Below are 18,662 nucleotides of genomic sequence, written 5' to 3' on the forward strand. Positions count from 1 at the left end.
AGCAAGGCGACCCATGTCATACGCTGGCGCTGCTGACACGGGACCTTGCGAGGGGCGGCAAGCCTCCCCTTCGAACCCCACAGGCGCGGGAAAAGCCCGCACCAAAGAGCCGCTGATCGAGACCTTCGTCTTCCGGTGCACAGCGGCGGAGAAGGCCGAGCTGCGCGCCAAGGCCGAGGCTGCTGGCCTACCCGCTGCAACCCTGCTGCGCGAGGCTTTGGGCCTGACGGAGGCGCGCCGCCGCAAGCCCATCCCCCGCGTCGATCCCGCGCTGGTGCTGGCCGTTGGGCGCATCGGCGGCAACCTGAACCAGATCGCCCGCTGGCTGAATCGCGCGATGATGGCGGGCCGCGTTGATCTCGATGCACTGACCGTTGCCCGTCGCTTGCTAACAGTCGAGCGTCAGCTTGCCCAGATCGTTGAGGCCGCGCGCCGATGCTGATCAAATTCTACCGCAACGGCAAAGGCGCGGGCGCGGGTCCAGTCGGCTACCTCGTCGCGGATAAGGTGCTGGCCTACGACGACAACCGAGACTTGATCCGCGATGCAGATGGCCAGCCGATGACCGTCACGCGGGACCCCTTGCCGGAGGTTCTGCGCGGCAATCCCGACCGCACCGAGGCCCTGATCGACGCCAGCCGCCACCAATGGACCTACCGCGCGGGCGTGATCAGTTTCGCCGCCACCGACGCCCCGACCGAGGACCAGCAAGCCGAGGTCATGGACGGCTTCGAGCGTCTGGCCTTCGCGGGGCTGGACCCGACGCAATATGACGTGCTCTGGGTCCGACATACCCACGAAGACCGTGTCGAACTTCACTTCTGCACGCCGCGCTTGGAGCTCACCTCGGGGCGGAGCCTGAACATCGCGCCGCCCGGCTATCAGAAAGCCTTCGACAGCCTGCGCGACGTGATGAACCAGCGCCACGGTTGGGCCGATCCGATGGAGTTGGAGCGCACCCAAGAGGTCCGCGACACCATCGAGACCCCAACCCGCGCCCAAGGCCGAGACGAGTTGCACGCGTGGCTGCAAGATCAGATCAGCGTCGGCCTGATCACCGACCGCGCCACGATGATCGATGCCCTCACAGACGCAGGCTACGACCTGCCGCGCGTCGGCAAAGCATACCTGACCGCCCGCGATCCAGACACGGACGAGCGCTGGCGTTTGAAAGGAGAAATTTTCCATGAAGACTGGCAAGCCGACACGGCTGAGCGAGAAGTTGAACGCGGAACTGGACACGATCCGGCAGGACTACGCCGCCTCGATGGCATCCCAGCTCGAGAGCTTCAGGACCGATTTGAGCAGCATTGCGACCATCGCGCATCGTACAATCGAGATCGATACCCGCACCTTTTTGCGACAGAACAAGAGCTGGCTGACGATCTCGCCCTGGCTGATCACGGGGACGTTCTTGGCGGGGATCGTCTTGATGATGGCGGCGAGTTTGCTTTGGACGTTGATGCTAACGAGCTCGGAGCTGACGGACTTGGGACTGACGCGGATCGACAGGGAGGACGGGACATGGCTGGTGCTGGACCCGACCAAGACGCGCCTGAGGACCTGCACGCTGGGCGGCAGATCAGTGACCTGCATCAAGATCGAGGAGGACTAGATGATGACACCCCTGACAGCCTTGGAACGCGACTTGCTCGCCTGCGTCGAGCGGTTGGTGACGGCCTGCGAGGTCTCAGCAAAGGAATTGAGCGGGTTAGAGGAACGCTCGACGACCAGGATGCAGAGCCAGATGGATGGATTGGCCGCCTGCGTGTCGGTGCTCATTCAATCGCAAACGGCGTCCGTGGCTGCGTTGCACGGCTTGTTGAACGAGGGCTCGAACTACGGGAGGCTGCGCACGCAACTAGAGACCAGCTTGAAATTAGTGAAGGCCGCCGAAGTGAGGTTGAGACAGAGCTAGAGGCGCGAGAGGTCGAGATGGACCGGGGGATGACGCATTAGGCGCAGTTTAGGGTTGCGTACGGGACAAAGCCGACCCAACGAGTGATTGGGGCAGCTGGTTCTGATGGTGTTCAGAACTTGAGCAGCTCTCTCGCATCGTCAGATGTGGGGGGTGGGAAGTATGCGTCGCAAGTCGTCGCGCTCGAAGACATCCACATGTTGCGGCCCTTTGCGATGCAGTAGATGTCATTATCGTTCGCACAGCCGCCATTATGCTGACAAATCATGCAGGATCTGACATTTTGCCCCGAGTCATATGCCTGTCGGATGATGAAATCTCCCAGAGATGCCTTGATTGTCGACCAATTGCGATCGCCACGCCCTATCTTCGGATCGACAACTTCGTAGGTCACTAGTTGAGGATCTGATGTGACGTATTCATCTGCTCCGAGAGGAACCTCTGAATACCAGGCTTTTCCATTTCGAAAGAGGAGAAGAGCAAGACCGCTGGCCTTGCATGGCGCAGTGCAGTTCTGTCGGATCGGGACCAGCGTTTTCGCATTGTGGTATTGCACGGAGCCCGAGGTGGCATCTAGGCCACGTTTGAGCTGTTCGATGTGATCTTCGGTTTTGATCATGATCTCAACGATGTCTAACCCGCTCGCAATCTTTGCGTCATCGCAGTGGTGCGTTACTGCGATTTCGAGAAGCATTCTGTCGCCCGTGGCTATCGATGACAGCAAAATGTCAGCCACAAATCCGTTCACGCCCTTTTCGATGTCGATATGATCAAAGCGTGATGCAATATCCTCTGGGAATGGTAGCCGTTGGTTGGTGCAGGTAATGCCATGCGGCTCCACAAAATGATTGCAAACGATATCCCGGCTTCTGATGAGGGGGTATTGCCGTCCGGCCACCATTGCGTCGGAGATGGTCTCGAAGAGTATCTTTTTTGCGAGCTGGTGCAGGTAGGTCTCGTGGTGGCAATCGGCCGGGCGTCCGGCCTTGTGCTTGAAATGGTGTTTCCGCACGCGACCTAACGCTGGCACCATGATATGACCGCAGGCAAGGCAGCTGTAGGGGCCGTGCGCGTAGCGGTCTTCTGCATCGACATCCGATATGCAGACAAGTGTCCCGCCTGGCGACATGACATATCTATTGGCATCAGGCATCGATGCTCGGTTTATTGATTCTTGCTTCAAACTGCTTACCCTGGCCCTTCTATGTTTCGCGCTGGCAACCAATGACGCCGAGAGTCGTTGCGAAATCAATCCCGCAGAAACACCTGCGGCCGAAGTGCTGGCTTATGCATCAGTCCGAAACTAACCCCGCTAGGCCGCAACTAGCGGTTCAATGTCAGACACATCGATTTCCTTCGCGGCCAGCGCCATGTCGTAATTCGTTTGCAGGTTGACCCAGTAGGCCGCCGTCGTGTTGAACACACGTGCGAGGCGCAACGCCGTGTCAGGCGTGATCCCGGTTGTCCCCTTGATCAACCGCTCGATCCGCGTCCGAGGCACGCCCAGACGCCGCGCAAACGCGATTGCCCCTATGTCCAAGGGATCAAGGTAAAGCTCTTTTAGGACTTCACCGGGTTGCATTGGTTCTTCAAGCAGGCTCATCACATATCCTTTCAATCGTAACCGACAATCTCGACATCGGCAGAGCTGTTCGGCGTCCAAGCAAAGACGATGCACCATTGCCAATCAAGCAATACGCCGAAATACCATTAATCAAAGACTGCTCGCTTTCGGCAGAACTTTTGGTTGACATCAGCCCTTTATATAACGCCGTGCGTAAGACAGAGCGTTTAGATCTAATGGATATGATGACAAATATTCTGCGGCCGTCATGTCGATGAGTGTGGTCAGATACATCTCGTCTTCGTGAAGTGAAAATGGCTCAACCCATTCAATAGCTTTGAGTTTTTCAGAAATTTCCTTCCAGATTAGATCTCGATCTTTAAGTTCACGGTCTTCTTCTTGCTCTAAGACAAGGACGAAGGTCACAGGAACAGACTTTTCGTTGGTCCAATTCTCATGAGGGTAAACCCGAAGCTCTCGGATTGATCTTAGTGCTCGACCGAGATCTGAATTCTTCTCGTGCTTTCCGTAGACTATTGAGCGTAATGATCTGAGTGAGTCGCTGAAATTATCAGGGAAAGCGAAGCGGCCAAAAAACCTCTCGAGGGAAGTCGCAAATTCGAGGAGTTCGTTGTCATTCGTACAGCCACGAGTCCTTTGCCAGCCAATTAGTAGTTTTTTGCTGACGCTCATTGCACGGGAAAAATCCGCAACAACGCCGTTTGGAACGTTGGCGAGAAACCCATACCTTGGTGCCATGCCTTTTTCGACGTCCGAAACACGCTGGCCGTCAATCTTAACAAGTGGGCAAACAGTCACGTTTGGAATTTTTGTTATATCTCGAACAACATCGCAGGTTTGTGAGATGACGACGCACCCCTCAATGCCAGCATCTAAGAGCGGTTCGTATGGTTCGTTTTCGTCTTCTGATTGGTCGAGAAACAGAAATTCAGCACAGTCAAAAGTAAGATCGCCTTGCTGCCATTCAGCAAGGCGATCTTGAATGTCGTCCAATAGGGCTTTCTCTTGATCTGCCAACGAACACGTCCCTTAGGCCTTGCTTCGGCGAGCCTTAACTCTTCGGAGCTTTGGTTCTTGAACAGGCAAGATCTCAGAATCGTCGGAAGCAATAGACAATTCAACGCTTTGACCAAAGTGGCGTGGAGCGTTGTACTTCGTTGCTTCAGCTGTCAGGGTTTGCCCAAAGGTCGGACGTCCAGCTCCTTTACCTGCCAATTCCTGAGCTTGTTCGAGTTCTCCTAAACGAAACATATCCAAGTAGGTTTGGCCGACTTGAGCTTCACTCAAAAGTAAGTTGCGGTTCTCTTCAGCCGAGCCTCGGTCGATAAATCGAATTGCTGCAACTGCGAGCCCAAGCTTCTCATGATTCTTGGCATTGACTGGCTTCCCAGATGCCCAGTCGAAGGCTGCACGAGATGACACTTCAAATGTGCTTGCTAGTTGCGCCCAGGTAAGTCCCGAAACTCGCTTGAACTCTTGCACAAGCCCAGCTGTGGATTTGTCTACTGCCTGAACCTTTACTGAGAGTTTGTGCGCGCCAGCAATACTTGCTTCGAAATATTGGTCGCGCCAAAATACGTTGTGCAAATCGCCAGAGTACAGGACGATATTACGAGTAGGTGAAAAAGGTGCCGCAATTTCGGGTTGAGGAAGCGCGATAATACTGCCCATCTCGGCAGCATGAGGTATTGGCATCGCAGCAGCTACCGCCAAAGGAAAATGTCCCATCAGTGTCATTACTTTGCTCCAAATTGCTCAAGAAATTGGTCTGTTATGCTCCATCGAAAGAAAGAGTATGCTCGCGCAGCTACTTTGTCGAGCTCACCACACAACATTTTGGCGCTGAAGTCCTGGCCCGCACAATCAGTGCTGTAAGAGTCAACATCTAACACCCAGCTTCGCTCGCCGACCGGCGGTGCCATATCTGGGTCATGGCTGTAATTCATTGGAGCCAAACCATAACGTGCAATTAGTTTCCCTTCTTTAGTGGTTGCTGTAATTTCAGTCATAGAAATATCGATGTTAGATGTGAGCTTAGGCTGCAGAACGTTCAATAGTTCAGGTTGAATAAGTTGATCCAAAGACCCAAGAATTTTTTCACCCTGTAGTCGATCAACATATCGGAATCCGACACGTTGCACTAAAGAGGGGCCGATTGTCTCCTGAAGGGATGTCAAAACGAACCCAAGCCGCTCTAGAAAATCATCTCGTGACACATATTTTGCTGTTTCAAGAGTGATCGCATCCTGAGAAAGTGAAATGCGTAAAACGCGAGTAGGGTCGAAGAACCGCCATATTACCGTGCTCATTACGCGATGTTGTAGCTCTTGTCCGGCAAGGTTCAGCTCAACACCTTGGACAACTTCGCTTTGAAAATGAGGATACTGCTTGCGTATAGCCTCTTGGAAGTCAGCGATGTAGCTCTCTTCCGCGATCTTAACAATCTTCGGAAAGCGCACCTGACCAAGGACACGGACCAAGGGTGCGTTACCAAGGAGCGTGCGCTCGGGAATATCCCCAAAGAGAGGGTCTTCGTGCCGATTGCCCATTGCTTCTACCTATTTTTCTATCTTGTACATCATATGAAGTAGAGTGTGAAGTAAAAATTTTTAACCCTAGCCGGTAAAGAATTCGTTGATGGCGCGGCCCGTGCTGTTCGCGCCACCCGTTGCCCCCTGCGGGGCGGAGCCGGCTCCTTGCTCTTGCGATCCCTGACCGCTCAATCTGAAAATTTAGACCCGCTCCGCAGCAAACTTTCTCAAACGACTCTAAAGGGTGTATTTTTAACCTACTAATTACAATTGGTTATGAGGTTTTCTAGAAGTTTATTGACAAAGCGTATTGTGTAACGATACACAGTACAAAAATATCTGCGAGGAAGCTATGTCTAGCCCCCCCTTTTTGGGTCATCCAGGCCCATTTATCAAAGCAAATGTCATTCCGAAGGATGTCAATGTTACCGCAGCCGCTAAAGCACTTGGTGTTGGGAGGCCTGCCCTTTCAAATCTACTCAATGGCAAGTCGGCCTTGTCTTCAGAAATGGCGGCCAAGTTGGAGAAAACCTTTGGAGCCGATGGAAAGCGGCTGCTAGAGCTTCAAAGCGCTTTTGACAAACCATCCAATTCATCCACCGTAATCACGACGTCATCACTGCCATATGTACCTCCTTTTTTGGGGGTTAAGGCAAATGACATTACGCAGTGGTCGGAAAGCATACCCTCGCGCACCCGCTTTGCAGTCTTTCTACGAATGCTTGTCCATAGCACCTGCGGTTCGTTGTCGCTCGTGGACTTCCCTGGAAATGATGATGGAGAGCGCCCGGGCTGGGACGGGTTAGTTGAATCTGACGAGGGTAATCCTTGGATTCCCATCGGAAAGTCGGGCTGGGAGTTTGGAACGAACAGTGGCTACACATCAAAGGCGACTAAAGATTATAACAAGAGCGTAAAGGCGCTAACCGCGGTAGAGCGTAAAGAAATGACATTTGTGTTTGTTACTCCGCATCGTTGGAAGAACAAAGAACAGTGGGTGGAAGAACGAAGATCGAAGGGGCATTGGAAAGACGTTAGAGTTCTTGACGCCAGCAACCTTGAGCAATGGGTCGAACAGTCCTTACCAGCGCAGACGTGGTTTGCGAACGAGACGGGGCGCGAATATGAAGGCACGCTTTCGCTCGATCGCTGTTGGACAAAGTGGAACGCTGATTGTGAACCATCGTTTACCACAGATCTATTTGATGAGGCGATTTCTACCACAGGGAAACGGCTTGCAGACCGCGTAGTGAAAAACCCTGATCGAACTGCAAGGCTAGCGGCAGACTCGATTGAAGAGGGCCTCGCGTTCTTGCATGCGCTCTTCAATAGTGATGAAGGCGATCTTGCAAGACTGCGGGACCGAGTGATCGTTTTTACCCAACCAGGAGCAATCGCTAAGCTAGCTGCAAAGACAAGCACGTTCGTACCCGTAGTAATTAGCCGGGAGGTGGAGAAAGAACTCTCAGAAACGGGCCTGCGACTTGGAGGGATCGTGATCGCACCTCGAACTACTGAAGGTGTCGAAGCAGACATTATTCTTGAGCCGCTTAGTAGTGAGGCTTTTCGGCAAGGTCTGGAAAAAATGGGGCTTGGTCGAGATGAGACTTCACGACTGTCAAACGAGTCTGGTCGCTCACTAACTGTTCTTCGGCGGCGACTGTCCACGTCCGATGCGATACGGACCCCTGACTGGAGCAATCAGAACGAACTTGCAAAATTTCTTTTCCCGTTCCTCCTCGCTGGAGCATGGAACATAAGAAATGAAGCTGATTGCATAGTTCTTTGCCAACTCGCGGGAGTAGATGGCTATCAAGAAGTTGAAAATCACCTTGCCAAGCTCTTGAATCTAAATAGCCCTCCTGTCTGGGCAATAGGCAGTTTCCGAGGAGTGGTGTCAAAGATTGACGCGCTATACGCTATTTGCAGGTGGGTAAGTGCGGACGACCTAAGGCGGTTTTTCGAAGTCGCAGACCTAGTGTTGTCAGAGCGTGATCCATCGCTGGACTTGCCGGAAGAAGATCGGTGGGCGGCGCATATTTACGACAAAACACGGGACATCAGCGCTTCGCTGCGAGATGGTATCGCAGACAGTCTTGCATTGTTGGCGATGCACGGGAAAAGTCTTTTCCTTAAGCGGACCGGGGTAAATCCTGAGGCGCTTTGTGCAAATGCTGTGCGCGAACTTTTGGAACCGCTGACCGCGGACACGCTAGAGTCCCAGACATCTGACTTGCCCATCTATGCAGAGGCAGCGCCTGATGCATTCCTTTCAATATTAGAGAAAGACCTCAAAACAAGCGATCCCGTAGTTTTTTCGATCGTACGGCCCGCTCAAAGCGGCCTGTTTGGGGGAACCCCTCGAACAGGGCTCCTTTGGGCGTTAGAAAACCTAGCTTGGTCGCCTCGCCACTTACCGCGAGTTGTCGAAGTGCTGGCAATCCTCAGTAAAATAAGACTGGATGACAATTGGGTCAACAAGCCTGCCGAGTCGCTGCGCTCGATCTTTCGCAGTTGGCTGCCGCAGACTGCAGCTAATCTTAAACAGAGGATATCGCTTCTAAAGCGGCTGATTTCCGACCACCCAGATGTAGCTTGGACGATTTGCAGCGCCGAGTTGGATGCTTCGCCGGGCTTTGCGAGTCCAAACCACAAGCCACGTTGGCGTGATGATGCCTTTGGTTATGGAGACGGGGCGACCAACAAAGAGAGAAACGAATTTGTCATCTTCTGCATCGAGAGTGCTTTAACTTGGCCAAGATATACCACGGAAGTGCTTTTGGATTTGATCGGCTTTGAAGATTTCCTGAGTGACGAGCATAATATCAAGATGTGGGAGGTCGTCAGAGACTGGAGCTCAAAGGCTAGTGATGAAGATCGCGCGGCGCTAAGAGAAAAAATCCGAACAACCAGTCGGCGTACTCTGCGACGTAAGAAGCGTGAAGGGCGAGACGCAGAGAGCGACACCCGTCGCAGCAAGCTTGCGAGGGATACGTATAAAGCTTTGGAGCCGCGTGATCTAATCCAAAAACATTCTTGGCTCTTTCGAAAGCACTGGGTGCCTGAGGCTTGGGATGAAATTGAAGATGACGTCGACTATAGGAAGCGAGATGAGCGGATTCAAAAACTGCGAGTTGAAGCCGTAAGAGAAATCTATGCAAGCCGAGGGTTTCTAGGCTTGATCGAGCTTGCTTCACTAGGAGAGGCATCATGGATAGTTGGGAGGTGCGTTGGATCAATACTCACGACCCCCAAACATCGGTCGGACTTCGTGCTGTTTGTTTCATCGACAGACCCGCTACCGGACAGCTTTTTACTGCGACAACTAGTCGGAGGATTCTTTGCCGAGATTGGCTCGGAAAAAAGTTGCAAAATAATAACTAAGTTTGGGGCACAGATTGATGAAGACAAACGATTGGCGTTGTATCGTTCAGCACCATTCGAAATGACCACCTGGTCAGAAGTTGATCAGCTCAACCCTCAGCTCCAGGATGCTTATTGGAGAACGGTAGATCCCAACTGGATGCACCATTCTGAGGAGGATTTGCGCTTCGCTGTCAGCAAACTTCTGGAGAAGAAGAGACCGGCAGCAGGTTTTCAGCTTGTTTATTTGGATTTGAAATCGGTTACTTCCGATCAACTTTACCAGCTTCTACTTGATATGACGACTTCAGAAGAAGATCGCGGCGCTATCCAATCAACGGAAGGGTACTCCATTAAAAAAGCCATCAAACTTCTCTCGGAAAGGAATTCCCATTCCCAAAGTGAGCTGGCACTTCTGGAGTTTCGATATTTGGCCCTTTTCCGGGGCGAAAAGGAGGAAGCGACCAATCTGGAAAAAGAAGTTTCTGAAAACCCAAACATCTTTTGTGATGCAGTTGAGATGGCGTTCAAACGAGACGACCGCACCTCCGACAAAGATGACGTCGAGAACCTCGAAGCAATGGCGAGTAACGCCTATAGGCTTTTGGACACCCTGAAGCGGATTCCAGGAAGTGGAGATAACGGCATCGTGGACGCCAAGCATCTGGAAGACTGGATTGTTGAGGCGCGTCGACTGTGTAGCCAGAAAGGGCGCTTAGACATCGCTGACTATCGAATTGGGGAGTTATTGAGTCATGCTGGAGAGGGGCTTGACGGTGTCTGGCCGTGCGAGAGTGTACGAGCAGTTATGGACCGCCTGATGACAGACAGCATGGCGCGGGGCTTCTATATTGGTACAAAAAACTCTCGCGGCGCTCATTTTAGGGGCGAAGGTGGGACTCAAGAACGGGATCTGGCGACAAAATATGAAATGTGGGCGTCCTCGATGGAGTACGACCACCCGAATACGGCTTTGGCGCTTCGTAGGATTGTAGATAGCTATCTGGGTCAAGCCGAATATGAAGACAATGAGGCCGCAATTCGCAAGAGATTAAGATACTGAGCAGGACCCGAGCAGCATTATCTGGGTTGCGGCCAATGGGTGATTTAATTCCCCTCACCGCAGCCCCAATCACGAGGCAATTGTTACCTAGTTTGGCATGATTACCTCAGCGGTCGCTCAAAGTTACGTGTTGACCAGATGTTGCAGCCTTCGGCTTGTAAGGTGCAAGGTGACCACGGCACCGGTCAGTAGCGGTACAAGCGCTCCTGAAAAAGCCGCCGCAATGAGCAAAGATGCTGAGAAAAGGTTGAGTTCTGCGCCGTCGGCGAAGAGGTTGAAGTGGGCGAAGCCTGCGAGATACACAGCGCAAACAGCCACATAAACGTTGTACACTGGAGAGAAGGGTTCAATGGCGGTTCGATGGGCCCTGTCCAATACAGCGTGGCGGAGACGTTTCCAATTTTCGCTTGGTTGTTGCATGTGCTTACTCCCTAACAAGCTCGATCCATGTGTGAACGTCGTCATCCGTTACTTCACGACCCTTGACGTGTGACTCGTACCAGCGCGCGACGATTGCCCCGCGTTTTTCGCTTTTGATCTTGATACCCTCTGCGTTGAGGTGCTGATCCAGCGAGCTTTCAATTTCTTTGAGTGCGTTGAAATCGTGTCCGGCTCTAATGGCGTTTGTACCTAGCAATAGCCAAGGCACATCGACTTCAAACCGTTTGCCCATTGTTATCAGGGCTTCCACTGGAATGCCGCGCTGGCCTTTCTCGTAGCTATGGTACGCGCGTGGGGAGACGCCGATAGCCTCCGCCATAGCTGCCTGCGAAATGCCAACTTCACTGCGTGCAATGGTCAGACGCGCACCCATAGCAGCAAACAAATCAGCATGTTTTTGCGCCATCTTCGATTTCCAATTGACGACTTCGTATTTTTTCGCGAATATCGCAAAAAATGACGAACTATTACGGTTAATCCCATCTGAACACGTCAGATGGTGCTGAACAAGCGATTCCATGCGGCAAACCTATTCACACCTAGCGGACAAGGACGAATGAAATGGCAGAAATTGAAAAATCAGACAGCTCGCAAATCCTGGGACTTGGGAAGACGCCAGCTCAATGGGTTGAGATCATGGCAGAGCGAGAGATTGAGATTTCCGAGCGCACATTGCGTGAGCGGGCAAATGACACGGGCGCGTTTTATCGGCTGGGGCGAACCATGCTAATCACACCTGCCCAAATCGATACAATTTTTGAGAGAGGCCCGTCATGCCGACCAAAATCTACAAGAGGGGCCGATACTACTATGTCTACGGGACGATCGAATACAACGGCAGACCGATCTCACGTAAATACCGCGACAGCACTGGGTCGACTACAGAAGCAGGCGCACGGGACTGGCTAGCGCATGAGACCGAGTATCAAATTCGTCAGTACTTGCTCGGAGATGAGCCAAGCAAAACGTTTTCTGATGCAATCATGCTTTACAATGCCTCTCCGAAAGCGGCCAAGCAGTTGATCGAAATTGTTCAGGAGATTGGCGATACGCCACTAAGAGCAATTTCTGGAGCGCTGCTGAAAGGGTTGGGACCCAAGCTGAAGCCAAAGGCGTCGACTGATACGTGGTGGCGCGAGATCGTGACGCCTGCTAGCGCAGTGATCAACAACGCGCATGAGTTGGAAGGTACACCGCTGATCAGGGTGAAACCTTATGACAAGTTCGAACGGATCGCACAGGACAGGCGACGCGGGAAAATCAGTAGGGTTGAGCGCACACCGGCTGACAAGGATTGGATCGAGGCGTTTTGTGGTGCTGCCGATCCGTACAATGCCGCGTTGGTGCGGTTCATGTTCGAGACGGCGGCGCGGATCGATCAGGCAGTCTCATTGGAGCCTGATGATCTGAGACCCGCCGAGAACAAGGTCAGAGTGAAGGCCCAGAAGGGGCATGCAGAGAGCTGGATCACCGTCTCGCCGCAGATGATGGATGAGCTGCTCGCGCTTCCTCCCAAACGACCCAAGAACCGTAAGACCGGCAAATTCATGAAACCGCGTGTGTTCGGCTATGGAAGCTCGACAGGCTACAACACCCGTTGGAAGACGATCTGCAAGCGGGCGGGCATCCAATATCTCTCAGCCCACCCAGCTGGTCAGCACGGATTCTTCACGGAATTGGTGGTCAGACAAGGCGTCGATCCGGTCACTGCGGCGAAGGCTGGGCGCTGGTCGGACCCCAATTTGCCCATGCGCATCTATGCCCATGCCGAGACGGATGAGGCCGATGTTAGGGCCCGTTTTCGTACAAACCATGTACAGGAAGACCCTGTACAGACACCCAAACAACGGAAATCAAAGAAGGAATAACGCTATGAACGGTTCCCTCCTAAGGGGCAGGTTGCAGGTTCGAATCCTGCCGGGGTCACCAAACCTGCCACGCGCAAGCCCCCCTCACACCCGGTGATAAGGCCCGCCCGCAAGTATCGACGCCGCGCGGTAGAGCTGTTCGGCCAGCATTACCCGCACCAGCATATGCGGCCAGACCATTTTGCCAAATGACAGCTTGTGATCCACCCGGGACCGCAGATCGGCTGCGATTCCATCAGCACCGCCAATCACAAAGGCCACATCACCGCGCCCCATGTCACGCCATCCGCCCAGACGGTTGGCAAACTCGGGCGAAGTTTCGACCTTGCCGCGTTCATCCAATGCGCAGATCAACGCACCAGCAGGCAGGGCGCGTTCCAGCAATGCGGCCTCTGCCACCATGCCGCCGCCCTTCTTATCCTCGACCTCGACGACACGCGCAGGTCCAAGGCCCAAGGCCCGCCCCGTTCTGTCGAAACGTGTCAGATAATCATCGATCAGGTCTTTTTCAGGACCAGCCCGCAGGCGGCCCACCGCGCAAATATGAACTCGCATTGCGCGGCCCTAAAGATCAGTTTTGCGGGGATGCGACTTCGCCGCCGTCCATCCACATCTTTTCCAGCTGGTAGAACTCGCGCACTTCGGGGCGGAACACATGCACAATCACGTCGCCTGTGTCGATCAAGACCCAGTCGCCGATGTCCTTGCCCTCGATCTTGGGCGAGCGGCCAAATTCGTCTTTGACCTTCTGTGCCAGCTTTTCCGAAATCGCCGAAACCTGACGGGTCGAACGGCCGGAACAGATGATCATGTGATCGCCAATCTCGGTCTTGCCGCGCAGATCAATCTGCACGATGTCCTCGGCTTTGTCTTCTTCCAGAGAGTTCAGGATGGCGGCCAACACAGCATTGCTTGTTGTCATGTCAGAGGTACGCGCCATCAGCGGTGCCCCCGGTTTCGCATGCACGGATGCGTCAGTATGTAGTGACAGGACATTGTCCTCCTTTGGGCGCGCCGCCTTGCCCCCGGCGCTGGGGTTTTTCGTAATTTAACAACACGAAGCTGACAATTCAATGACAAGGCCGCAGGGTGTGACATTACTGCCCGCCATCCGTACAGGGTGTTCTCTGGCCGCAAGCACCGGTGCGGCGATCAGGTGAACGGATGCAGTAGCATCCGCCAGTTTGCATCAATTTCCCCCAAGATATCCATGTCATAGGCGCTTGGGTCATTCACATAGCGCCCGTCCGGCGTGGCATAACCCAAGGCATCTTCCCGCGCACGCAAGCCAGCCACCCGCTGCAGATCAATCGCCGGCGGCATGATTCCGCCGCGCAATGCATCAGGGGCCGCGGTTGGGAACAACAGTGACGATTCGTCTTGCGACAGGTTCACACAGGCACATCCCTGCGCGGCGGCGATCAGCGCCAGCCGGGCTGATTTAGCTCCCAGATCACGCAGGCTTATGTCATCACGCAGGGGGTCCGCCGTTCCGCTGCCATAGAAATGTGTAGGGCCTGTGGCGGGGTACACCATGTCACAGCCGATAAATGCCATCACCCGAGGGCGCAGCGCGGCCAGCGCCCAATAGCCGGCAGTAAAGGCCATCGTCGCGCCGCCATGAACAAACCCGCCAAATAGGTTCTGCGCCGGCACAAAGGCTTCCGCCTCAACCAACTGCTGACCCGGTACTATCTCGGCGGGGCGCTTTTGCACCGGGAAATCTTCGGGAAACACCAACCTGTCCCAATCCGGACGCAACCGCCAAGCGTTGTTGATGACCACGATCTGGTCAAACCACTCTTTCGGCCAGCGCCGCGCCGCCACCGCATTTGGACCACTGCCCACGATCAGAATGACGTCGCCGGTCTGCCTCATACCCCGCGCCCTCCCTTACCTGATCACAGACAGGTCTTCCTGCGGACCGGGCACACTATTGCGCCCCACCCTTCCGGCTAATTGACAGCTTGCTATCTTCCAGCATCAAAACCTCGCGCTGCGGGAAGGGGATAGAGATGCCATTTTCCTGAAACGTATCCCATAAGGCCAGAAACACATTGCCGCGAATATTGGTCAGCCCGCCGGTCGGATCCTTGATCCAGAACCGCAGGATATAATCCACGCTGCTGTCACCAAACCCAACGATATGACAGACTGGCGGCTTGAACGTCAGCACCCGGTTGACCCCGCTGGCCGCTTCAATCGCCAACTTGCGCACCTGATGCGGATCATCACCATAGGCAGTGCCAAAATGGATATCGAGCCGCACGAAATCGTCTGAATGCGACCAGTTGACCACCTGCCCGGTAATCAAATCCTCATTCGGGATCAGATACTCCCGACCGTCCCGCGTCACCACAGAGGCGTATCGAGCGCCCAATGTCTGGATCCAGCCAAAGGTCTCGCCCAGTGAAATCACGTCCCCCGGCTTGATCGACTTGTCCAGCAGGATGATCACACCCGACACAAGATTCGACACCACCTTTTGCAGACCAAAACCAAGGCCGACACCAATCGCCCCCGACAGCACCGCAAGCCCGGTCAGATCAATGCCAACCGCCTTGACCCCCAGATAAAACGCCACACCATACAACACTAGTTGTACGCCCTTGACGGCCAGCACCTGCATCGAGGGGCTGATGTCCTCATTCTTGCGAATGGTGCTGGCGGTCGCCCGACTGGCAAACCGCGCCATCATCAACAGCGCACCGATCACCACCAAGGCTGTAATCAGTGTCAACACCGAAAGCCGGAACTCGCCCAGTTCCAACGCGATATTGTCCAGAAATTCGGCAACATCATCAGACACATTCAACAGATACAGCGTGGCATAGATCCACAAGGACCACCTGACGATGCGCCTGATAAACCTGTCATGCACCAACTGCGCGGCAAAGGCAGTACCAACCCACACGGCTGTCAATGTCGCGGCCAGACCAATCAGATAGGACCGCGATGGCCATGTGACATTCTGCATCACAAAATAAACAGCACTTGCCAACAGCGCAAACACGATCAAACCCAGCCGCTGTTTCAGCTGCACAATGAACCGCAACTGCCACTTGGCCCAACCTTCGCGCGACCGCACATAACGTTCCAGCAAATGCACACAACGCCCGCGCACCAGCCAAGCGATCAATGCCAATGCAATAAGGATAAGTACCTGATTTTGCCGCCATCCCGGGGCTATCACCCCGATCAGAAACGACTGCCCCGACAGCCAGACCCCCTCAAGCGTGGCAAGAAAATCGGCAAATGGGTCGGTCAAATCATTCATGCGCAGTCCTCACTTTTCAAAGGGTCGCAGAAGCGGCCAAGCCGTGCAACCCTGCTTGAATTTAGCGCTATAAGGCAGCGCGACCAGCGCTTGCAGCGCAGCAGGCACAGGTGTATTCCACATTGCATGAAACGGATTATCAACATCGGTGACCGCGCCCGCCTGCGCGAACGCTTCTTTGGGGCCACCACCACGGTGCTTTCCCGACTATAAGTCCGGCATCGCGACACCCGCCGTCGCACACTATCAGTTTTTCAAACCAAATACGGGAGTGGACCCATGTCCCCCAAGACACTTTACGATAAAATCTGGGATGCCCATCTGGCACATGAAGCCGATGATGGCACCTGCCTGTTGTACATCGACCGTCACCTTGTACACGAAGTGACCAGCCCGCAGGCGTTCGAGGGCCTACGCATGACCGGCCGTACCGTGCGCGCACCGGATAAAACCATCGCTGTACCGGATCACAACGTGCCCACCACGCTGGATCGCGCCAACGCCGCCACCATGACCGAAGACAGCCGCATTCAGGTTGAGGCGCTGGACAAGAACGCCAAGGATTTTGGCATCCATTATTATCCTGTCTCTGACGTCCGTCAGGGCATCGTGCATATCGTTGGCCCTGAACAGGGCTGGACCCTGCCCGGCATGACCGTTGTTTGCGGCGACAGCCACACCGCAACTCATGGTGCTTTCGGCGCATTGGCCCACGGCATCGGTACGTCTGAAGTGGAACATGTTCTGGCAACGCAAACGCTGATCCAGAAGAAATCCAAAAACATGAAGGTCGAGATCACCGGCAAATTGCGCCCCGGCGTGACTGCCAAGGACATCACCATGTCCGTGATCGGCGTCACCGGCACCGCTGGCGGTACCGGCTATGTCATCGAATATTGCGGCGAAGCGATCCGTGATCTGTCTATGGAAGGGCGTATGACCGTCTGTAACATGGCGATTGAGGGCGGCGCGCGTGCAGGTCTGATCGCACCGGATGAGAAAACCTTTGAATACTGCATGGGCCGTCCCCACGCGCCAAAAGGCGCACAATGGGAAGCGGCGATGGACTGGTGGAAAACCCTCTATTCCGACGATGACGCCGCCTGGGACGAGGTGATCACCATCAAGGGTGAAGACATCGCACCGGTTGTCACATGGGGCACCTCACCCGAAGACGTACTGCCAATCACCGCAAACATCCCATCCGCCAGCGATTTCAAAGGCGGCAAGGTAGAGGCGGCCCAGCGCTCGCTTGACTACATGGGCCTGACGGCGGGCACACCTTTGGCCGATGTCGAAATCGACACGGTGTTCATCGGCTCCTGCACCAACGGCCGTATCGAAGATCTGCGTGCAGCGGCGGCGATCCTCAAAGGCAAAAAGAAAAAGGATGGCATCCGCGCCATGGTTGTGCCCGGTTCCGGTCTGGTCCGCGCCCAAGCCGAGGAAGAAGGTCTGTCCGACATCTTTATCGAAGCCGGATTTGAATGGCGCCTTGCAGGCTGCTCCATGTGTCTGGCGATGAACCCTGACCAACTGTCAGCAGGCGAACGCTGCGCGGCAACATCCAACCGCAACTTCGAGGGCCGTCAGGGCCGGGGCGGACGCACCCACCTGATGTCACCCGCGATGGCCGCAGCAGCGGCGATCACCGGCAAGCTGACCGATGTGCGGGAGATGATGTAATGTGGAAGAGATATGTTCTGCTTGCGGTCATTGGTCTAGGTGCCTGCAGCAGCGATCCAAGTGCTTACAAAATGGATTTCAACGATGGCGGAATCAGCGGCAGTTATAGCCCTGAGGGCTGGACGTCTGAAGAAGTACGGACTTCTGTCGTAAGCCGTTGCCCGACAGGCAAAGCCGAAAGCTACTCAGAGACACCACAATCAAACGGATGGATCAAGTTTATCGCTGTTTGCGAAAACGCAACCTGATCGGAGCACAACCATGAATAAATTCGACAAACTGACCGGCATCGCCGCCCCCCTGCCGCTGATCAACATCGATACCGATATGATCATCCCCAAGCAGTTCCTCAAAACCATCAAGCGCTCCGGCCTTGGGGTGAACCTGTTTGATGAAATGCGCTATGATGACGACCGCAACGAGATCCCTGATTTCGTGCTGAACAAACCACAGTACCGCGATGCGCAGATCCTTGTGGCTGGCGATAACTTCGGCTGTGGGTCCTCACGCGAACACGCGCCATGGGCCATCGCCGACTTTGGCATCACCTGTATCATCGCGCCCAGCTATGCCGACATCTTCTACAATAACTGCTTTAAAAATGGCATCTTGCCCATCGCATTGCCACAAGAGCAGATCGACATTCTGATGAAGGATGCCGAGAAAGGTGCCAATGCGCGGATGGACATCGACCTTGAGGCGCAAACCGTGACGACTTCCGACGGCGAGGTCTTTTCCTTCGAGATCGATTCCTTCAAAAAGCACTGCCTGATGAACGGTCTTGATGACATCGGCCTGACCCTGGAAAAAGCCGCCGCCATCGACTCATTTGAGGCCACCGCGTCTCAAAGCCGTCCGTGGGTCTGACACAGCGTTAATCAATCTGTACTAAATAATGACAGGTTAAACGTTTAGATTGTGGGCGCCCCA

Annotated in this window: 17 protein-coding genes; 6 read left to right on the plus strand and 11 right to left on the minus strand. The window is 54.3% G+C overall.

The annotated features are described in order from the left end of the window. The first annotated feature begins 13 nt into the window (after positions 1–13). Both QQL78_RS14365 and QQL78_RS14370 read left to right on the plus strand, forming a co-directional pair. On the plus strand, positions 14–442 hold the full coding sequence (locus QQL78_RS14365; RefSeq protein ID WP_284374502.1) for a plasmid mobilization protein: 429 nt from the start codon (positions 14–16) through the stop codon (positions 440–442). After that, positions 436–1,959, plus strand: a complete 1,524-nt coding sequence (locus tag QQL78_RS14370) for a relaxase family protein (RefSeq protein ID WP_284374503.1) — start codon at positions 436–438, stop codon at positions 1,957–1,959. Before QQL78_RS14365 ends, QQL78_RS14370 begins: the two co-directional genes overlap by 7 nt. Positions 1,960–2,030: 71 nt before the next feature. Here QQL78_RS14370 and QQL78_RS14375 read toward each other — a convergent pair whose 3' ends face one another. From QQL78_RS14375 to QQL78_RS14395, 5 genes are all read right to left on the minus strand, one after another. After that, entirely contained in the window at positions 2,031–3,101 is a 1,071-nt protein-coding gene (locus QQL78_RS14375; protein ID WP_284374504.1) for a competence protein CoiA family protein, read from the minus strand. Positions 3,102–3,230: 129 nt separating this feature from the next. Continuing rightward, on the minus strand, positions 3,231–3,521 hold the full coding sequence (locus QQL78_RS14380; protein ID WP_284374505.1) for a HigA family addiction module antitoxin: 291 nt from the start codon (positions 3,519–3,521) through the stop codon (positions 3,231–3,233). 150 nt (positions 3,522–3,671) lie between these two features. Continuing rightward, positions 3,672–4,520, minus strand: coding sequence for a hypothetical protein (locus QQL78_RS14385; protein ID WP_284374506.1), 849 nt, complete (start codon positions 4,518–4,520; stop codon positions 3,672–3,674). 12 nt (positions 4,521–4,532) lie between these two features. Beyond that, positions 4,533–5,240, minus strand: a complete 708-nt coding sequence (locus QQL78_RS14390; protein ID WP_284374507.1) for a hypothetical protein — start codon at positions 5,238–5,240, stop codon at positions 4,533–4,535. Beyond that, positions 5,240–6,052: a TIGR04255 family protein gene (locus QQL78_RS14395; RefSeq protein ID WP_284374508.1), complete on the minus strand. Its 813-nt coding sequence runs from the start codon at positions 6,050–6,052 to the stop codon at positions 5,240–5,242. Before QQL78_RS14395 ends, QQL78_RS14390 begins: the two co-directional genes overlap by 1 nt. Before the next feature lie 292 nt (positions 6,053–6,344). On the opposite strand from QQL78_RS14395, the gene QQL78_RS14400 reads away from it, so the two are divergent. Beyond that, positions 6,345–10,460: a helix-turn-helix transcriptional regulator gene (locus QQL78_RS14400; protein WP_284374509.1), complete on the plus strand. Its 4,116-nt coding sequence runs from the start codon at positions 6,345–6,347 to the stop codon at positions 10,458–10,460. Between the two features lie 123 nt (positions 10,461–10,583). Here QQL78_RS14400 and QQL78_RS14405 read toward each other — a convergent pair whose 3' ends face one another. Together QQL78_RS14405 and QQL78_RS14410 are read right to left on the minus strand one after the other, a co-directional pair. Next, positions 10,584–10,880 carry a hypothetical protein gene (locus tag QQL78_RS14405; protein WP_284374510.1) on the minus strand — a complete coding sequence of 99 codons (297 nt, stop codon included), beginning with the start codon at positions 10,878–10,880 and terminating at the stop codon, positions 10,584–10,586. Positions 10,881–10,884: 4 nt separating this feature from the next. Next, entirely contained in the window at positions 10,885–11,421 is a 537-nt protein-coding gene (locus tag QQL78_RS14410) for a helix-turn-helix domain-containing protein (RefSeq protein ID WP_284374511.1), read from the minus strand. A 253-nt stretch (positions 11,422–11,674) separates the two neighbouring features. Between QQL78_RS14410 and QQL78_RS14415 the strand changes: the two genes are divergently transcribed. After that, positions 11,675–12,769, plus strand: coding sequence for a tyrosine-type recombinase/integrase (locus QQL78_RS14415; RefSeq protein WP_284374512.1), 1,095 nt, complete (start codon positions 11,675–11,677; stop codon positions 12,767–12,769). Positions 12,770–12,853: 84 nt separating this feature from the next. On the opposite strand, the gene rlmH is transcribed toward QQL78_RS14415, so the two are convergent. The 4 genes from rlmH to QQL78_RS14435 form a co-directional block, all read right to left on the minus strand. Further along, on the minus strand, positions 12,854–13,324 hold the full coding sequence (rlmH, locus tag QQL78_RS14420; protein WP_284374513.1) for a 23S rRNA (pseudouridine(1915)-N(3))-methyltransferase RlmH: 471 nt from the start codon (positions 13,322–13,324) through the stop codon (positions 12,854–12,856). Positions 13,325–13,340: 16 nt separating this feature from the next. Next, positions 13,341–13,709, minus strand: a complete 369-nt coding sequence (gene rsfS / locus QQL78_RS14425) for a ribosome silencing factor (RefSeq protein WP_348540755.1) — start codon at positions 13,707–13,709, stop codon at positions 13,341–13,343. Positions 13,710–13,921: 212 nt separating this feature from the next. After that, positions 13,922–14,647 (minus strand): hypothetical protein, encoded by a 726-nt coding sequence (locus tag QQL78_RS14430; protein WP_284374514.1) that lies wholly within the window; start codon positions 14,645–14,647, stop codon positions 13,922–13,924. A 55-nt stretch (positions 14,648–14,702) separates the two neighbouring features. Beyond that, complete coding sequence (locus tag QQL78_RS14435) at positions 14,703–16,046, minus strand: mechanosensitive ion channel family protein (protein ID WP_284374515.1); 1,344 nt, start codon at positions 16,044–16,046, stop codon at positions 14,703–14,705. 279 nt (positions 16,047–16,325) lie between these two features. Between QQL78_RS14435 and leuC the strand changes: the two genes are divergently transcribed. Both leuC and leuD read left to right on the plus strand, forming a co-directional pair. Next, positions 16,326–17,732 (plus strand): 3-isopropylmalate dehydratase large subunit, encoded by a 1,407-nt coding sequence (gene leuC, locus QQL78_RS14440; protein ID WP_284374516.1) that lies wholly within the window; start codon positions 16,326–16,328, stop codon positions 17,730–17,732. 261 nt (positions 17,733–17,993) lie between these two features. Beyond that, a complete protein-coding gene (leuD, locus tag QQL78_RS14445; protein WP_284374517.1) occupies positions 17,994–18,599 on the plus strand; it encodes a 3-isopropylmalate dehydratase small subunit in 606 nt (201 codons plus the stop codon). Positions 18,600–18,662: the final 63 nt, after the last annotated feature.

This window comes from Sulfitobacter pacificus, assembly GCF_030159975.1.
Lineage (GTDB): Bacteria > Pseudomonadota > Alphaproteobacteria > Rhodobacterales > Rhodobacteraceae > Sulfitobacter > Sulfitobacter pacificus.

Excerpts from the sequence above, each read along its gene's own strand:
- QQL78_RS14365 (WP_284374502.1), top strand. The coding sequence starts at position 14 with ATGTCATACGCTGGCGCTGCTGACACGGGACCTTGCGAGGGGCGGCAA.
- QQL78_RS14370 (WP_284374503.1), top strand. The coding sequence starts at position 436 with ATGCTGATCAAATTCTACCGCAACGGCAAAGGCGCGGGCGCGGGTCCA.
- QQL78_RS14380 (WP_284374505.1), bottom strand. The coding sequence starts at position 3,521 with ATGAGCCTGCTTGAAGAACCAATGCAACCCGGTGAAGTCCTAAAAGAG.
- QQL78_RS14390 (WP_284374507.1), bottom strand. The coding sequence starts at position 5,240 with ATGACACTGATGGGACATTTTCCTTTGGCGGTAGCTGCTGCGATGCCA.
- QQL78_RS14395 (WP_284374508.1), bottom strand. The coding sequence starts at position 6,052 with ATGGGCAATCGGCACGAAGACCCTCTCTTTGGGGATATTCCCGAGCGC.
- QQL78_RS14405 (WP_284374510.1), bottom strand. The coding sequence starts at position 10,880 with ATGCAACAACCAAGCGAAAATTGGAAACGTCTCCGCCACGCTGTATTG.
- QQL78_RS14410 (WP_284374511.1), bottom strand. The coding sequence starts at position 11,421 with ATGGAATCGCTTGTTCAGCACCATCTGACGTGTTCAGATGGGATTAAC.
- QQL78_RS14415 (WP_284374512.1), top strand. The coding sequence starts at position 11,675 with ATGCCGACCAAAATCTACAAGAGGGGCCGATACTACTATGTCTACGGG.
- rlmH (WP_284374513.1), bottom strand. The coding sequence starts at position 13,324 with ATGCGAGTTCATATTTGCGCGGTGGGCCGCCTGCGGGCTGGTCCTGAA.
- rsfS (WP_348540755.1), bottom strand. The coding sequence starts at position 13,709 with ATGGCGCGTACCTCTGACATGACAACAAGCAATGCTGTGTTGGCCGCC.
- QQL78_RS14430 (WP_284374514.1), bottom strand. The coding sequence starts at position 14,647 with ATGAGGCAGACCGGCGACGTCATTCTGATCGTGGGCAGTGGTCCAAAT.
- QQL78_RS14435 (WP_284374515.1), bottom strand. The coding sequence starts at position 16,046 with ATGAATGATTTGACCGACCCATTTGCCGATTTTCTTGCCACGCTTGAG.
- leuC (WP_284374516.1), top strand. The coding sequence starts at position 16,326 with ATGTCCCCCAAGACACTTTACGATAAAATCTGGGATGCCCATCTGGCA.
- leuD (WP_284374517.1), top strand. The coding sequence starts at position 17,994 with ATGAATAAATTCGACAAACTGACCGGCATCGCCGCCCCCCTGCCGCTG.